This is a genomic window from Prochlorococcus marinus XMU1411 (genome assembly GCF_017696075.1).
Taxonomy (GTDB): domain Bacteria; phylum Cyanobacteriota; class Cyanobacteriia; order PCC-6307; family Cyanobiaceae; genus Prochlorococcus_A; species Prochlorococcus_A marinus_V.
This window is the reverse complement of the sequence record NZ_JAAORI010000004.1, coordinates 244,083-261,022: the sequence shown is the minus strand read 5'-3', so window position 1 is coordinate 261,022 and position 16,940 is coordinate 244,083. Positions and strand designations below refer to the sequence as shown.

The window sequence follows — 16,940 nt, the reverse complement described above, 5'->3', positions numbered from 1 at the left end:
CTATAATCTACTAGGATTTATTAATTGAGTAAATAAGGATCTTATTTTTTCGATCCTAAATGCTTTTTTGGAGCTTAAAAATGTATCTAGATTATGAATAAGTTTCCAAGAAGTGCCTATGTACATATTCCTTTTTGCCATAGGAGGTGTTTTTATTGTGATTTTGCAGTTATTCCACTTGGAAACAAAGTTGAAACTTTACAAGGTTATGGAAGCAAAACTGTTAAAGAATATTTACACTTTTTATACAAAGAAATATTGTCAATTAAAGATAAATCTCCTCTTTCGACAATTTATTTAGGAGGTGGCACACCATCAATTTTGGATCCTAAACAGATCAAAGAAATAATTGACATTTTTAAAGAAAATTACGGAATTGACTATGGTGCTGAAATAACTATGGAAGTTGACCCAGCAAGTTTTAATCAAGATGACCTTAATGGATTCATAAATGCTGGGATCAATAGATTTAGCCTCGGAGTACAAAGTTTTAATAATCAGATACTGCAAAACGCGGGTAGGCGGCATTTGAGAGAGGATGCTGAAAAATCTTGTTTATGGTTGAAAAGAGTCCACGATTCTGGGTCAATAATAAGCTGGAGCCTTGATTTAATTCAAAATTTGCCACTTAGTGGATTTAAAGAGTGGCAAGATGACTTAAAAAAAGCAATAACTTTTTTACCACCACATATATCCATTTACGATTTAAATATTGAAAATGGCACTGTTTTTCAGAAATTAGTTAATTCAGGGAAATTAAAACTTCCAAATGATGAAGAGGCTTTTAGAAATAGTAAATTAACTCATTTAATCTTAAAGAACTCAGGCTACTCAAGATATGAAATCTCAAACTATTGTTTCCCTGGTCATCAATCCAGACATAATAGAGTTTATTGGAGTGGATTAGGCTGGTGGAGTTTTGGTCAAGGTTCTACTAGTTCGCCTTGGGGGGAAAAGTTAACTAGACCAAGAGTTAGTAAGGAATATAAAGAATGGGTAATCAGACAATGCGAACTAAATTTAGATTCATCACTCATTAATAAAGATTTTGTTTATAAAGATTTGGATGAGAAAATAATGTTGGGGTTGAGACTTAGAGAGGGTCTAGATATCCATAAAGTTTTTAAAGAACAAAACTGGGGGAATAAAAAATTTGAAAGTAATTTAAGAAAATTGCTTGCAAAATGGGAAACATATCTTGAGAGTGGATTATTAGTTAGAAAGGGTTATAGGTTCTTTTTAAGTAATCCAAAAGGTATGGAGCTTAGCAATCAAATTCTTATTTCTATGTTCAAATGGTGGGATGAGATTAGTTAAGTCTTTCAGATTCTATCCATTCTTTTAATTTATCTTTAAATAATTTCTTCCCTTGAATAATGGGTTGGCAAAATGGTGGTTGGTCATCACTGAGACCCAGCAAATCAGCAGTAACTCTTACTTGCCCATCGCAATATTTACCTGCACCGATACCTATTGTGGGAATTTTTAAGTCGTTTTGTATTTCTTTAGCAAGTAACTCAGGAATATGTTCAAGAACTATTGAAAAACACCCTAAATTTTCTAGTATCGAAGCTTCTCTTTTGATTTTTTCTTGGCTTTCTAAGCTCTCGCCTTGTTTTTTTAATCCAAGATTTAAATAGCTTTGTGGTGTAAGTCCTATATGCCCCATAACAGGGATTCCCATTCTAATTAACCTTGAAATAACTTTTTGTATTTCTGGCTCAGCTCCTTCGACCTTTACAGCTTTTGCATAAGTACTTTGAATTATTTTTCCTGCATACTCTACAGCTTTATCATCTCCGCATTGATAAGTCAAAAAAGGCATGTCTGATACCACCAAAGGTTGTTCTTCAATTCCTTTTTTGAACCCTCTTGATACAGCATTAGTGTGGTAGATTATGTTTTCTAAAGTTAACGGCAATGTGGATTTGTATCCTAAACACACCATTGCTAGTGAATCTCCAACTAAAACAAGATCAACATTAGCTTGTTCTGCAATAGATCCAGATATTGAGTCCCATGCAGTTAATGCAATAATCTTTTGAGATTTCTCTTTATATTTGATGAGATCTGAAGGCAACATGAGAATTTATGTATCTTTTTTAATCAAGAATTGCTAATATAATACTGACTCGGCCTTTCGCGGTTTTAACGCCTAAACCTGGTCAGGACCGGAAGGTAGCAGCCACAAGGGATGCTTGAGGCAGGCGAGATAACCGAGTCACCTTAGTTTAATTTAACTTTTAATTTATATCTTTTTTATTCTGCCTTAATTTCAAAAATTCTGGAATACTCGCTCCAGTATCTTTGTTGTTCGAATCACTATAAAAAGATTGATTTGATAATCTATTTCTTATTCTTTGTTGCTTCAATGGTTGGTTTGTATCAAAGCCAGTTGCAATTACGGTGACTTGTATCTCACCATCCATGTCTTCGTTCACTGCTTGACCAACGATTATATTCGCATCCTGATCTACAACATCGCTAATAACTTCTCCTACTGAGTTCACATCATCAAGGGTTAAATCTCTCCCTCCAGTGATATTCACAAGGCAACCTTTTGCACCATCAATCCTTCCTGCTTCTAATAATGGACTATTAATTGCTGCTTGAGCAGCCTCTATCGCTCGTGATCTGCCAGAACCAATACCTACCCCAAGAAGAGCTGTACCAGCTTCTGTCATGACTGATCTGACATCAGCAAAGTCAAGATTAACCTCGCCTGGGCGGGTTATTACTTCACTTATACCTTGGACTCCCATTCTTAGAACATCATCTGCATTCCTAAATGCTTCTTGAATAGAGGCGCCCGATGAAACCTCTTTTAACCGATCGTTAGGGATGACAATAAGAGTATCAACATTTTCTGCCAACCTTGCAATTCCTTCTTCTGCTTGACGCATTCTCCTTTTCCCTTCGAAAGAAAAGGGTTTAGTTACTATGCCAATTGTTAATGCACCGCTTTGCTTTGCTACTTCAGCGACAACTGGGGCTGCTCCCGTCCCAGTACCTCCACCCATTCCAGCTGCTATAAAAACCAAGTCAGCACCCTCTAATGATTGTTGCAGCTCATCTCTGGATTCTTCTGCGGCCTTTTGACCGATACTTGGATTACCTCCAGCTCCTAGTCCTCTTGTTAAGTTTTGACCTAATTGGACTCTCCTTTGAGCAGATGACTGTAGTAAGGCTTGAGCATCAGTATTGAGAACTCTGAATGAAACGCCTTCAAGATTACTATCAATCATTCTGTTTACAGCGTTACTTCCGCCTCCGCCTACACCAATTACTTCTATTTTGGCGTTTTGGCTTGGAAGGATTTCTCTCGATTGATCAAAGTTTGGATTGTTACCGAAGCTCATCTCTTAATTAGGGATCTAATACTAGTATTGGGTGCATTATGAACTTACTAAGCTCATCTGTAGGAATTTGTTGAGGAAAAACCTTAAAATATTTATTTATTAAATATTTTGTTTTATATGCTTAACCCACATCAACACTACAATAATTAAAAAAAATTATTCAAAATCAAATCTCAAATATTAGGGTTTGAACACTTTTATTTTTGGTTTATTTGGATCAGTAAGATCAATATTATCAATTTTTTCAGAAAAGTTATTTTTCTTGTATTCATTTTTTAGATTATTGATTATCTGTAATTGATAAGTGATTAAATTAGGGTTAAATCCTAAAAATATTGTTTTTAAATCTTTTTCCTCAACAGTTAGAAATCCACTGGGTGAAAAAGTTATTTTTACGACCTCAAATTCATATTTCTCTCGTGAAATTAAAATTTCAGATAATACTTTTTTAAATTTTCTTTTCCAACCAAAAACTCGTACAGTTAAATCGGTAAATTTTGTATTGTCTGCATTTTGTTTTTTGATAAAAACCCCATCTTTATCAATAAAACCTAATATTTTTTCATCATTAAATATTTTTTCGCCGTAAGCTATCGGAGTTCTAGTATTAACAAAAACTTTCAAACCAAAGGGAAATATATGTCTGCTTACTGAAACATGCTTGAGCGACAAATTTTGCTTTAACTCTTTTTCTAAAAAATTAGTTCTAATAAAAATTAACCTGATTGGCAATTTTAAAGATGAATTTTTCACTAAATCATTCTGTGATAATAATTTACTACCAGAGATCCTAATGTCGCTTATATTGACCTCTTTTAGGGTTTTTAGGCTTATTAAACTTGTGGTAAATAAAATTAGAAATAAAGAGAATTTATTTTTAATTTTTTTTGGGTTTTTCACAAATCACATCGAGCTTTTTCCATCAATTGCTCCATCCATGCTCTTGCCTGTTCTGCATCTGAAAATGGTACATCCATCTCTTTCCCTCCACCTACTAGTCTCAACCTGCACTTCCCTTGGGATTCATTTGTTAGAGGAGCTTCTCCTGAAGTTAGTGCCATTAATTCAACTAATTCTAGTTTCTTGATTGTGAAACTTTCTTTTTCTTCAAACTTACCAGCCTCAAATGCGCTCCATTTTAATTCTCCATCTTTTAAAAAAGCTGCACCTGAACTATCTAATTTACAAAGTTCAGAACCGTTAGCCCAGCTCCTAAAAAGATTTTGCCTTCTTCTCTCTAACCATCCCAAAGCAGTTAATAAAACGAAGATTAATAGTAATGGTAACCAAAGAAGTCCATGCAACATTTTATTTGAATTATAAATCTAGAGATATGTCTACCAGTTTAGCCACAAGTTGCTCAATATTTAAACCTGAAGCTTTCCAAAGCATTGGAAACATACTGTTTTTTGTGAAACCAGGAATTGTATTTATTTCATTTAAAAAAACTTTATTTGAAGATTTTTCTAGAAAGAAATCTACTCTTGCAAAACCAAAAATATTTAGAGCTCTGCAACTTTGAATAGCAATATTCTTAATTTGTTCAGCGACTTTAGAATTTATTTCGGCTGGGATAGTTATCTTATTATTTAAGTTATATTTTGAATCGTAATCATACCAATCACTTTCGTACTTTACTTCGCCTATTTCAGAGGTTAAGAGTTTTGATTTTCCAATTATTCCGCATTCAATTTCTCTTGCTTCTAAACCTTCTTCTACTAAAATTCTTGTATCAATTTCCCATGCCTTTTCTATTGCTTGTAATATTTCTGATTTATTTGTGACTTTTGAGATGCCAAGAGAGGATCCGGAGTTAGATGGTTTAACAAAAATAGGAAAATTTAATTTTTTTAAAATCTTATTAATCATCCTATTTTTGACTTCTTTATTCTTGAGATCTTCATTCTGAAAAACTAGATAATTAACTTGTGGAAGTTTGAGGTTAGAAAAAATTGTCTTCATTATAATTTTATCCATTCCTAATGCAGAGCCTACAATTCCACATCCGACTAAAGGTTTTTGAGTAAATTTCAATAAGCCATGAATTGATCCGTCTTCACCATTAAATCCATGCAAAAGAGGAAACCAAACATCAATATTTTGAAATTCAATACCGTCTAAAAAGTTAATTTTTTCTCGATTAGTAATTCCTTGTTGTTTTGTTGTAATATTCTCAGTCTCCCCAATGAGGATTTTTTCTGAGAGATCACTATTAATCCAATCTCCATATTTGTCTATATAGAAGGCTTTAAGATTAAAGCGTTGTTTGTTTATTTTTGAATTAAAGGCTCTAAAAACCGTTTTTGCCGAGGATATCGATACTTCATGTTCATTGGAATTCCCGCCAAATATTAACCCAATACATTTTTTATTTACCCCGATCATTTAGAAAAAAAATTATAAATAAAGTTCACCTGTTAAAGAAAAAGGTCTTGCTTCATTTATTCTGACATTAATTTCATCTCCCAATGAAAAATTAAAGTTGATGTTTTTTGGAATCTCTACGAAAGTTAATCTATTTGACCTAGTTCTACCCATAATTTGAGAGGAATTTTTTGGATTTAAACCCTCAATTAAAACTCTTTCGATTTTGTTGATGTATCTTTGGTTTCTACTCCTAGCAGTTTTCTCAACCAAAGCATTAATTTCCTGAAGTCTAGCTTTTTTTACTTCTTCCGAAAGTTGATTCGACCAAACTGCTGCAGGCGTATTTGGTCTTGGAGAATATGCTGCTGTATTTACTTGATCAAAGCCAATATCTGATATCAGCTTTAATGTATCTTGATATTGTTGTTCGGTTTCTCCTGGGAAAGCAACTATTGCGTCAGCTGTGATTGATGCATCTGGCATTAATGATCTTATATTCTCGATAATATTTTTATACTTTTTGATAGTATATCCTCTGGACATTTGCTTCAAAATTTCATCATTTCCACTTTGGAAGGGAATATGGAAATGTTCACAAACTTTATCAAGTTCATAACAAGCTTGAATCAACCTTTTTGAAAAATATCTTGGATGACTAGTAGCAAATCTTATTCTGCTAATTCCTTTAACATCATGAATATAATATAAAAGATCAGTTAGGGTATTCTCTTTTCTCCCCTCTTTTGTAGTTCCTGGAAGGTCTCTACCATAAGCATCAATGTTCTGCCCTAAAAGAGTAATTTCTTTAAAATTATCATCAGCTAATTTTTGGATCTCACTTTTTATTGCATTTGGATATCTTGATTGCTCTTTTCCTCTGACAGAGGGGACTACGCAATATGAACATCTTTCATTACATCCATATATGATATTCACCCAGCCACAAATAGAGCTTTCTCTTCTTGCACTTGTAATGTCTTCAGAAATGTAGGTTTCTTCTGTTGCAGCAACTTGATTTCCTAAATCAATTTTACCCAGAAGATTCTCAAGATTATTTACATGTTGAGGCCCCATGACCAGATCAAGTTCTGGGACTCTTCTTAGTAAGGACTCTCCCTCTTGCTGAGCAAGGCAACCTGCAACAACAAGTTTTAAGCTAGGTGTTTTGTGCTTTCTTTTTGCTTGTCTTCCTAGAAAGCTATAAACTTTTTGCTCCGCATTATCTCTTATTGTGCATGTATTGTATAAGACCAAATCGGCATTTAATTCGTTATCTGCTCTGGTATATCCCATTTTCTCTAATGTCCCAGCCATTCTCTCAGAATCAGCCTTGTTCATTTGGCATCCAAATGTGGTTATCCAATAACTGCCAGTAGTTGAATTATTTTGAAAAATTTTTTCGTCTGGTTTTGTTTTTGTTAGCACTTTACTAGGAATTTTTTATGATTCTTTAATTCAAAATTACAAGTTAAAAAATTTTTCTGCAATTTTTTTGAGGGCGAGCGAGGGGATTCGAACCCCCGAATAGCGGCGCCACAAGCCGCTGCCTTAACCACTTGGCGACGCCCGCCTCATATTTATAAATTTAACAACTCAAGGGTTATTTTTCATAGTAATTTTTATCTTTTGGCGAAATTTGAATTATTTTCTAATTCAGTAAAGTTTTCTTATGATTTAAAATAAAAGAAAATTTTAAAAATTTGAGTAATTCTGGCACAGCTGAGGTTCTAATTCCCAGAAGCCTTTGTTTAATAGAAGATATAGATAACCTCATTATTGATGTAGAGGATTTATGTTCAGTCTCCATTAGTTGGGAGGATGGATATGTTTCTGAGTTAAAGCCTTTAAAAAATAAAGTTTCAAAACCAAAAAATATTTTATTCCCAAGATTTGTTGAAACTCATTCGCATTTTGATAAATCATTTATATGGGCAGACTTTCCTAATCTGGAATCAAACTATGGAGGAGCATTATCAGTAAATCTTGAAGAACATAAAACTAGAACTACAGATAAGGTTCTTGAAAGAGTTGAGAAATCATTAAAACTTGCCATACAAAATGGATACCGAGCTATTAGAAGTCATATTGATACATACAAAAGTCAATCTATTGATATTTGGATTGAACTGTTTAAATTACAAAAAAAATTTGCATCTGATTTAACTTTACAATTCGTTGCTCTAGCTCCATTGGAATTTTGGGATACTTCTAATGGAGAAGAGTTAGCAAAAATATTTTCCTCTAATGGAGGCATTTTAGGAGGTGTTATTGTACCGCCTTTCAATAAAAAAAATACAAGCAAATTTCTCGCAAAGATGCTTCTTCTTGCGAGTAAATATAAATTAGAAATTGATTTGCATATAGATGAGTCAATTATTGAGCCTGGAGCAGGAATAAAAGTTTTATTAGAAACAATCGAAAATTTAAAGATTAATAGTATTCCGATCACTTGTAGTCATTTGAGTAGTCTTATTTATCTAAATCATAGAGAGATTTTATATTTAGGAGAAAAAATGGCTGAGAAAAATATTAAAGTTATAGCTTTACCCCTGACAAATTTTTGGCTGCTCAATCGAAGTAATAAAACTACATCATTAAAAAGACCAGTTGCGCCAATAAAGCAATTACAAAAATCACATGTGGATGTATCTCTGGGTAGTGATAATGTTCAAGACCCTTGGTACCCTTTTGGTAATTTTGATCCTTTTTATATGTTGTCTTGCTCGATACCTATGCTTCAACTAAATCCCTGGGAGAGAATGACTATATCTTCTATTTTTTTAGCTCCAAGCAGATTATTAAATTTAAAATGGGATGGTTTAATTAAAAAGGGTTGCCCTGCTGACTTTGTAATTCTGGATGCACAAAAATGGGCAGATATTTTTTCGACTAACTTAAAGAGAAAAGTATATATAAAAGGCGATTTATATTGCTAATCGACTAATTTATATATACAACGCAAGAAATTTTATTTAATGACATCAAATAGTCTTAAATTTTTAGACAAATTTAAGGAGGTCAAAAACTTAGAGATTATTGAAAGCCAATCCGACGTAAAAAGACTTTCAAAAGATTTTTATAACTACTCTCCAATCCTTACTGAAAGACTAGACGAATGTATTGCTGATTTGGTGGTAAGACCTAGTGATCACAAAGCAGTAAAGGCAGTAGCAGAAATTTGTTGGGAATTTTCTATCCCTCTTACTTTACGGGGTTCAGGTACAGGCAATTATGGACAAGCTGTTCCATTGTTTAAAGGAGTTGTAATGCAGATGAGTCACTTTAATAAGTTAGAAGAATTTGATCCAGATACAGGTTTTGTGAAAGTACAGTCTGGATGTCTCATGGGAGATTTGAATAAACAATTAGAAAAATATGGAAGGGAATTAAGGTTGCTTCCTAGTACTTGGAAAACAGCTACAATTGGAGGTTTTATTGCAGGTGGGTCAGGAGGTATTGGGTCCATTAGGTGGGGATTTTTAAGAGATCCAGGGAATCTTATCGGTTTAGAGGCAGTGACAATTAATGAAAAACCTGATTTATTAAAATTTGATGCTGAAGAATCCGAACCTTTGAATCATGCTTATGGGACTAATGGAATAATTACTTCTTTATTACTTGCTACTGATATCAAACGTAAGTGGTATTCAATAGTTATCGACTGTATTGAATTTGAAAAAACAATAGAAATATTAAAAACTCTTACAAGCGCCGCAATTGATCTGAAACTAGGAGCAATTCTTGAAGAAGAAATTGTAGAACAAATGCCAAAATGGTTTAAAAGTAATTCTAGAAGTCACAAGATATTAATTCAATCTACTCTTGGAGGAACAAAAACGATCGAGTTGATTTGTAAAAAATTCAAAGTTGAATTTACCCTCCTTGGGGAAGAAGAAAAACTCGTTAATGGAATTTCTGAAGTCGTATGGAATCATACAACTCTTCATATGAGGTCTAGGGATAAAAATTGGACGTATTTACAGATGCTTTTGCCACTAAATGATGAACTAGAATTAATTAATTTTTTGAGAAAAAAATGGGGTAAAAAAGTTCTTTGGCATTTAGAGGCAGTTTCTCAACAAGGATCACCGCGATTAGCTGCTTTACCTGTATTAAAGTGGAATGGGTTAGAAGAATTAGAAGAAATAATGGAAGATTGCAAGAAACTTGGTGCGTTTATTTTTAATCCTCATGTTTTAACAGTTGAAGGCGGAGGTCTCGGAGTGGTGGATGCAGATCAAGTAAAAGCGAAATTAAGATTTGATCCTAAAGGACTATTAAATCCAGGGAAATTGGAAGGTTGGGAAGTGAAAGAACAATTTAAAAATTAACATTTCTGTTTATTCGCAAATTTAATAAATTCAGCAACTAAAAAAATAGAACCTGTCAGAACAGGATGATTAGGTGGCCATTTTTTCAGGGAAAATAAATACTCAATGGCAAGTTCAAATGTTTTAAATTCAATTGTTTTTTGAAAGTCAATTTCTTTAATCTGAGAGAGATCGTTTAATTGCCAACTAGGTTGGTTTGGAACTGGAACAAGTAATAAGCGATCATTTTTCTTTAGAAGTGTTTTTAATATTGCGTAAATATCTTTTTGTCTTTGGACACCTAAAATCCAATAAATTCCTTTATCTTCATTCTCCCAATTGCTTCGCTCATTAGAGAGTGCTTTTGCAGCAGGATAATTATGAGCACAATCTACAAGAATTTCTTTGTTGAAATAATTTATTATTTCTAGCCTTCCGTTCCAAGTTGTCTTTTTAAGACCTTCAGATATGTGTTTTTCTTTTATATTAAATCCCAAATTATTCAGTGCTTCAATTGCTCCAACAGCTACTGAGGCATTTTGCTTTTGAAAAATTCCTTTTAATCCAATCTCATAGCTGTTTGAAATTGAATCTTTCCAAATAATTTCTGCTCCTACCTCTTTAACTTTTTTGGTTATTAAATTTTCAACTTGACTATTTTGATTGTATGAGATGACAATTGAGTTTTTTTCAATAACTGCTAATTTCTCTTTGGCAATTTTTTCAATCGTATCTCCAAGAAATTCTTTATGGTCTAAGCCAATATTTCCAATAGCAATGATTGGTCTATATTTATGGGCTGTTGTCGCGTCTAATCGTCCACCTAACCCAGCTTCAAGAATGAGTAATTCAACTTTTTGATGGTCAAAAAAATTTAGTGCGCAGCAAATGATTTTTTCAAAAGGAGTTAATTCAAATATTGAAAAATTTTTTTCTATTAATCTATAGATTTTTTCAAAATCAGTTTTATTAATATTTTTTTTATTAACTCTAATCCTCTCGCATACATCCAAAAGATGAGGAGATGTCGTAACTCCAAAATTCCTTTTAGCTTCAAAAAGTATACTTTCTAAATATGCCGCAATTGATCCTTTCCCATTGGTTCCAATAATTTGTATCGCTGGAATATTTGCGCAAGGATTACCAAGTTCTTGAAGTGCTTTTTTAATTCTTGATAAACCTAACTTGATATTTTCCCTTTCATGTTTAGGTGATAATAATTCAAAAGTTTTTAAATTTGCTTTTTTCAAAATTTAAATTTCTATAACTCTCCAAAAATTAAATTTAGCTTATCTAAAAGAATATTAATTTCTCTTCGAGATATAACTAATGGTGGAACAATCCTTACAACGTTTCCTCCTGCCGGAACTACCAGTAACCCTTTATCAAAAGCTTTTAATGTAATGTTTTTTGCATCAGCATAATCTTCATTGATTATAAGACCTTGTATTAAACCCAAACCTCTTTTCCCGCTAATAATATTTGGAAATTTTTTTGACAATTCTTCAAATCCAGCACTTAATTGTTCCCCTCTTAGATAAACATTATTGATAAGATTTCTTCTATTTATTTCTTCTAATACAGTTAGGGCAGCTTTACAAGCGAATGGGTTCCCTCCAAATGTGCTTGCATGATCTCCTGGATAAAAAATGTTGGCTTTTTCTTTGACTAATAATGCTCCAATTGGATGACCTCCTCCTAATCCTTTAGCAAGGGTGAATCCATCAGGTTCAATTCCTAAATTCTCATAACCCCACATTTTCCCAGTTCGACCTACTCCACTTTGAACCTCATCTAAAATCAGAAGAGAATTATATTTATCACATATATCTCTAAGGTTTTTAAAAAATAATTTACTTCCAGGAATTACGCCACCTTCTCCTTGTATTGGTTCAACTAAAACTCCTGAAATTTTTTGGTTATTATTTTCACACTCTTCAAATAATTTTTTTACCGAATCAAAATTGTTAAATTTAAAAAATTTGAACCCTTGAATCAATGGTTCGAAGCCTTTTTGATATTTGGGCTGTCCAGTGGCACTCAATGCTGCCAGCGTCCTTCCATGAAAGCTGGATTCTGCTGCGAGAATAATTGATTCTTTACCTTTATTTGTTGTATTACCATATTTTTTAATTAATTTAATTGCTGATTCATTTGCTTCCGCACCACTATTGCAGAAGAAGACACTTTTGGCACAACTCATATTCGTTAAAGTTCTGCTTAATTGTTCTTGTTCTTCAATGTTGTAGAGATTGGAAATGTGCTGAATTTTTCTTAGTTGAGTTGATAACCTTCTTCTTAAAACTCTGTCGCTATGTCCAAGACTACAAGTTGCTATGCCAGCGACTGCATCAAGATACTTTTTACCTGTTTTGTCCCATAGCCAACAACCTTTTCCTTTTTTGAAAGATATATCGAATCTACTATAAGTATTCATCAAAGTGGGAGCGGTCGGACTTGAACCGACATACCCGAAGGTGCCGCATTTTGAGTGCGGTGCGTCTACCAATTCCACCACGCTCCCAAGGCTTTTGCAAAAATGAACTTTTTTATTATAACAAAAATCAAATTATTGACTATTGTTTTGGTCAAGGAACAGTGCTCAAGATGACGTTTGTTAATAGATAATCTTTTCGTTAAAAACATAGAATTATATTTATTGAATTTGCGGGCAATAAATAAGATTAAATTTTACTATTTACATATATGAAACAACTTTGTAGCAAATGTCCATTTAAAAACTTATATTTGAGGACAAATCTTCATATTCAGTAATATTATGTTATATTTAAAAGAAAAAACAAAATGTCCAAAGTTAAAGCAAAAAAATTATCTTTACAATTCGTTCCCTATCTTTTCATTGTAGTCACTATTTTGACAGCATTTGGATCTAATGGCGGAACATGGGCATGAATGATCTCAAAATTAGTGGTTTAAATAAAATTTGGTCTAGTCGCTTCTTAGTGTTGTTCATCATATTTTTAGGTTGTATTTCACTTATCAATATTGCTTATGTTTAAATATTTAATAACTCTTATGCTTTTAGCATTTTAAGCAGCTTTATATCGAGGAATATCTGCAGGGTCTGAACTGGTCTTAAATTCCTTATTTGTTAATGTTTTTTTGCTAAACTCTCTGGTTATTTTGATACCCAATATTTTTAGTTTTGATTCAAAATTTTCATAACCTCTATCCAAATGCTCTAAACCATAAATCCTACTATTACCTTCAGCTATGATCCCAGCAATTATTAATGCAGCTGAAGACCTCAAATCAGATCCAATTAGATCCATCCCCTTAATTTTGTTAACACCTTTGATATAAGCTATATTTTTATTTAATTTTATATTTGCCCCCATTTTGTTAAGTAAATGAACATGGTTCATTCTGTTTTCGAAAATTGTTTCAGTTATCTTTGATTCACCATTTGCGATTGCCATTAAAGTTGTAAATGGTGCTTGCAAATCAGTTGGAAATCCTGGGAAAGGAGCTGTTTCAATATCTACCCCTTCGATCTTATTACCCTTGATTGTAATTGAATTACCTTTAATAGTAATTTTACTTCCACTCTCTTGAAGCTTATTCGTGACAGCTTCAAGATGATTAGGAATTACAGGAGCAATTGTTATCGAAGAGGAAGTCGCCGCAGCAGCTATTAAAAAAGTGCCAGCTTCTATTCGATCTGGAATTACTTTATGAGTACAACCACACAGCTTATTAACACCATCAATAATTATTTTTTCTTTGCCAGAGTCGTAAATTTTTGCCCCCATTTTATTTAGCATTTGGCATAAATCCTGAATTTCAGGTTCTCTTGCAGCATTCTCAATCGTAGTTCTTCCCTCCGCTAGTGATGCGGCCATTATTAAAGTTTCAGTAGCTCCTACGCTTGGGCACTTTAATTTGATATCGGTACCAATTAATCTGCTTTTATCTCCTTTTATATTTGCTTTGACAATTTCTTCTTCAATAAGAATTTCCGCTCCTAGTGCTTTAAGCCCGTTAATGTGCTCATCTATTGGCCTTGAACCAATATTGCACCCTCCAGGTAAAGGGACTTTAGCCTCTCCAAATTTACTTAATAGTGGACCGATACAAAAGAAACTTGCTCTTAGTCCATTAACAAGTTCATATGGAAGTTCTTTAATAGAAATATTTTGTGAATCTATCTCTAATTTATTGTTTTTTTCTATTATTTTAACCCCTAAATTTCTAAGAATATTAGCCATTTTTTCAATATCAGTAAGGCGAGGAACATTCTGAAGAACTATTCTTTCATTAGTTAGTAATGATGCGGCAAGCAAAACTAAGGCCGAATTCTTCGCACCACTTATTTCAACGATTCCATTTAATTTGCCTTGGCCAAAAATCTTTAAATTTTGTGATTTAAGATATGACGTCTTTTTGCTTACGCAAATCATTAAGACTTAATTTATTAGATTCATGATGACAAACGAAAATTAGTAAGTCCACCCTATGTAACGTCTTGAATATTAATTAAAAGTGAAAATGTATTTTTTTGATCTCTTGGGAAATAAAAATTTAATAAATAATTAATCAAAATATTTATGTAATTAAAATATAATTGATAACGAATTTTTCAAATTACTCATAGAAAATACTTTTTTAAAAATAACTAGTAAAAACAATAATCTAGTTAAAAGATTTAGATCTTTTAAAAGAGGATCCTCTCGCAAAGATAAAGATTATTTTTGTATAGAGGGTACTCATCTTATTGAGGAATTGCTGAGGTCTGGAAATTCTCCCTCCAAAATTTTAGTTACTGAAAAATGGCTAAAAAAGAACCCAATTCTTAGCAAAAAGTTTGATGAATCATTATTAACTTTGGTCTCAGAAGAGGTTTTAGCTTCAGCAATTTCAACAGTTAATCCAGATGGCATCGCAGCATTAGTAGAAATTTCATCGATACCTAATTATGAATTCAATAGTAAAGATGATTTTGTTCTTGTTCTAGATAGGATTCAAGATCCCGGGAATATGGGTAATCTTTTTAGAACTGCTTTAGCTGCTGGTGTTGATGCAATTTTTTTAGCTGGAGGTGCGCACCCATTAAGCCAAAAAGTATTAAGAGCATCAACTGGCGCGGTCTTTAATCTCCCATTTCAAAGATATGAGGGTACTGAAGAAGAAATAATAAATTCTTTATTAAAGTCTTTATCTGAATTATCAAATGAAGGATTTAAGATTTTTTCCACTAGTAGCTTTAATAAAAGCTCAAAAAAACATTCAAAACCATACTGGGAAATTGATTGGACTAAGTCTACTGCTTTGATTTTGGGTAATGAAGGTCAAGGCATTCATAAAAAAATTCAAGAAGCTTTTAATGAAACAATTACAATTCCGCATAGTGAGCTTGTAGAATCATTGAATGTGGCTTGTGTTGCAGTTCCGTTATTACTAGAACGAAAAAGAGTCGCATTCACATCTAATAAAAAAATAAAAAGTGACTGATTCAAGTTTTGATTTCGATTTAATCGTAATAGGAGCAGGATATGGAGGTTTTGATGCCGCTAAACATGCTGCTGGCAAGGGACTGAAAGTCGCAATAGTAGAATCTTCTGATATGGGAGGTACTTGTGTTAACAAGGGTTGTGTCCCATCTAAGGCTCTTTTGGCTGCAAGTGGAAAAGTTAGAGAAATAGCTGATTATGAACATTTAGCTAAATTTGGTATTCATGCTTCCCCAGTAAGGTTCGAGAGATCAAAAATTGCAGATCATGCAAATAATTTAGTTTTAAATGTTAGAGAAAATTTAACAAAAACTCTTAAAAGGAGTGGAGTTGAAATTATTTTGGGCATTGGCAGAATTGCAGGAAATCAAAAAGTAGGTGTAAGAGATAAAAACGGAATTGATAAAATTTTTACATCTAAGAATATCGTCATAGCAACTGGTTCTTCTCCTTTTGTGCCCCGTGGAATAACTTTGGATAATAGGACTGTATTTACTAGTGATGATGCGGTTAAACTTGAGTGGCTTCCAAGATGGATAGCAATTATTGGAAGCGGATATATAGGACTAGAATTTGCTGATGTTTATACCGCGCTTGGTTGTGAGGTAACCATGATAGAGGCTTTGGAAAATATTATGCCTACATTTGATCCAGACATCACTAAAATTGCCAAGAAGAATCTTATTCAAGCAAGAGATATAGACACAAAATCAAATGTCTTCGCAACAAAAATAACACCTGGATGTCCTGTAAAAATAGAACTGACAGATGCAAAATCTAAGGAAGTTGTAGAAACTTTAGAAGTTGACGCGGTACTAGTTGCAACTGGCAGAAGTCCTAATAGTAATAACCTAAATCTTGAGTCAGTTGGGATCGAAACTGTAAAAGGTTTCATTCCTGTAGATGATCAAATGAGAGTTAAGAATGGTAATAAAATAATACCTCACATTTGGGCTGTTGGAGATGTAACAGGCAAACTTATGCTTGCCCATACAGCTGCAGCGCAGGGTACTATTGCTGTTGATAATATTTGCGGCGGTAATGTCGAAATAAACTATAACAGTATCCCTGCAGCAACCTTTACTCACCCTGAGATAAGTTCAGTTGGTCTCTCTGAGGCTGAAGCTAAAGAGATATCTGTAAACGAAAATTTCACTTTGGGAGTCGTCAAAAGTTTCTTTAAGGCTAATTCAAAAGCATTGGCTGAATTGGAGAGTGATGGATTGCTAAAGTTGATTTTCAATAAAGATAATGGGAAAGTATTAGGTGCTCATATTTTTGGGTTACATGCAGCTGATTTAATTCAAGAAATTTCGAACGCTATTTCAAGGAACCAGGATGTAATTGAATTATCTAAAGAAGTTCATACTCATCCCACTCTTAGTGAGGTAGTTGAGGTCGCATACAAACAGGCGGCTTCTCAAATAAAATAA

At 33.1% G+C, this 16,940-nt stretch carries 14 protein-coding genes, 2 tRNA genes and 1 other RNA gene; 6 read left to right on the top strand and 11 right to left on the bottom strand.

Annotated features, from left to right (window positions below; translation table 11 throughout):
- Positions 1-93 precede the first annotated feature (93 nt).
- Complete coding sequence (hemW, locus tag HA145_RS07435) at positions 94-1,317, top strand: radical SAM family heme chaperone HemW (protein ID WP_209128558.1); 1,224 nt, start codon at positions 94-96, stop codon at positions 1,315-1,317.
- On the opposite strand, the gene panB is transcribed toward hemW, so the two are convergent.
- Positions 1,310-2,083: a 3-methyl-2-oxobutanoate hydroxymethyltransferase gene (gene panB, locus HA145_RS07430; protein ID WP_209128557.1), complete on the bottom strand. Its 774-nt coding sequence runs from the start codon at positions 2,081-2,083 to the stop codon at positions 1,310-1,312. The genes hemW and panB overlap by 8 nt on opposite strands.
- Before the next feature lie 46 nt (positions 2,084-2,129).
- Between panB and ffs the strand changes: the two genes are divergently transcribed.
- An RNA gene (gene ffs, locus HA145_RS07425) (signal recognition particle sRNA small type) lies at positions 2,130-2,226 on the top strand.
- Between the two features lie 17 nt (positions 2,227-2,243).
- Here the strand turns inward: ffs and ftsZ are convergent.
- From ftsZ to HA145_RS07395, 6 genes are all read right to left on the bottom strand, one after another.
- Positions 2,244-3,359: a cell division protein FtsZ gene (gene ftsZ / locus HA145_RS07420; RefSeq protein WP_209128556.1), complete on the bottom strand. Its 1,116-nt coding sequence runs from the start codon at positions 3,357-3,359 to the stop codon at positions 2,244-2,246.
- Between the two features lie 180 nt (positions 3,360-3,539).
- Entirely contained in the window at positions 3,540-4,259 is a 720-nt protein-coding gene (locus HA145_RS07415; protein ID WP_209128555.1) for a cell division protein FtsQ/DivIB, read from the bottom strand.
- Positions 4,256-4,666, bottom strand: a complete 411-nt coding sequence (locus HA145_RS07410) for a hypothetical protein (RefSeq protein ID WP_209128554.1) — start codon at positions 4,664-4,666, stop codon at positions 4,256-4,258. The genes HA145_RS07415 and HA145_RS07410 overlap by 4 nt, the downstream gene beginning before the upstream one ends.
- A gap of 10 nt (positions 4,667-4,676) precedes the next feature.
- Positions 4,677-5,744 carry a D-alanine--D-alanine ligase family protein gene (locus tag HA145_RS07405; protein ID WP_209128553.1) on the bottom strand — a complete coding sequence of 356 codons (1,068 nt, stop codon included), beginning with the start codon at positions 5,742-5,744 and terminating at the stop codon, positions 4,677-4,679.
- Positions 5,745-5,756: 12 nt separating this feature from the next.
- Positions 5,757-7,151 carry a tRNA (N6-isopentenyl adenosine(37)-C2)-methylthiotransferase MiaB gene (miaB, locus tag HA145_RS07400; protein WP_209128552.1) on the bottom strand — a complete coding sequence of 465 codons (1,395 nt, stop codon included), beginning with the start codon at positions 7,149-7,151 and terminating at the stop codon, positions 5,757-5,759.
- Positions 7,152-7,223: 72 nt separating this feature from the next.
- Positions 7,224-7,296: transfer RNA gene (locus HA145_RS07395), tRNA-His, on the bottom strand.
- A gap of 130 nt (positions 7,297-7,426) precedes the next feature.
- On the opposite strand from HA145_RS07395, the gene HA145_RS07390 reads away from it, so the two are divergent.
- Positions 7,427-8,662, top strand: coding sequence for an amidohydrolase family protein (locus HA145_RS07390; RefSeq protein ID WP_209128551.1), 1,236 nt, complete (start codon positions 7,427-7,429; stop codon positions 8,660-8,662).
- 39 nt (positions 8,663-8,701) lie between these two features.
- Positions 8,702-10,057: an FAD-binding oxidoreductase gene (locus HA145_RS07385; protein ID WP_209128550.1), complete on the top strand. Its 1,356-nt coding sequence runs from the start codon at positions 8,702-8,704 to the stop codon at positions 10,055-10,057.
- Here the strand turns inward: HA145_RS07385 and HA145_RS07380 are convergent.
- The 4 genes from HA145_RS07380 to murA all read right to left on the bottom strand — a co-directional run bounded on the left by HA145_RS07380 (position 10,054) and on the right by murA (position 14,457).
- Positions 10,054-11,286: a bifunctional folylpolyglutamate synthase/dihydrofolate synthase gene (locus tag HA145_RS07380; RefSeq protein WP_209128549.1), complete on the bottom strand. Its 1,233-nt coding sequence runs from the start codon at positions 11,284-11,286 to the stop codon at positions 10,054-10,056. The genes HA145_RS07385 and HA145_RS07380 overlap by 4 nt on opposite strands.
- A gap of 11 nt (positions 11,287-11,297) precedes the next feature.
- The gene (locus tag HA145_RS07375) at positions 11,298-12,473 is read right to left on the bottom strand and encodes an aspartate aminotransferase family protein (protein WP_209128548.1); all 1,176 of its coding nucleotides are present in this window, start codon (positions 12,471-12,473) and stop codon (positions 11,298-11,300) included.
- 5 nt (positions 12,474-12,478) lie between these two features.
- A tRNA-Leu gene (locus HA145_RS07370) sits at positions 12,479-12,560 on the bottom strand.
- A 526-nt stretch (positions 12,561-13,086) separates the two neighbouring features.
- Entirely contained in the window at positions 13,087-14,457 is a 1,371-nt protein-coding gene (gene murA, locus HA145_RS07365) for a UDP-N-acetylglucosamine 1-carboxyvinyltransferase (protein ID WP_209128547.1), read from the bottom strand.
- Between the two features lie 163 nt (positions 14,458-14,620).
- Between murA and HA145_RS07360 the strand changes: the two genes are divergently transcribed.
- Positions 14,621-15,508: a TrmH family RNA methyltransferase gene (locus HA145_RS07360; protein WP_308789011.1), complete on the top strand. Its 888-nt coding sequence runs from the start codon at positions 14,621-14,623 to the stop codon at positions 15,506-15,508.
- Positions 15,501-16,940 (top strand): dihydrolipoyl dehydrogenase, encoded by a 1,440-nt coding sequence (lpdA, locus tag HA145_RS07355; RefSeq protein ID WP_209128543.1) that lies wholly within the window; start codon positions 15,501-15,503, stop codon positions 16,938-16,940. Before HA145_RS07360 ends, lpdA begins: the two co-directional genes overlap by 8 nt.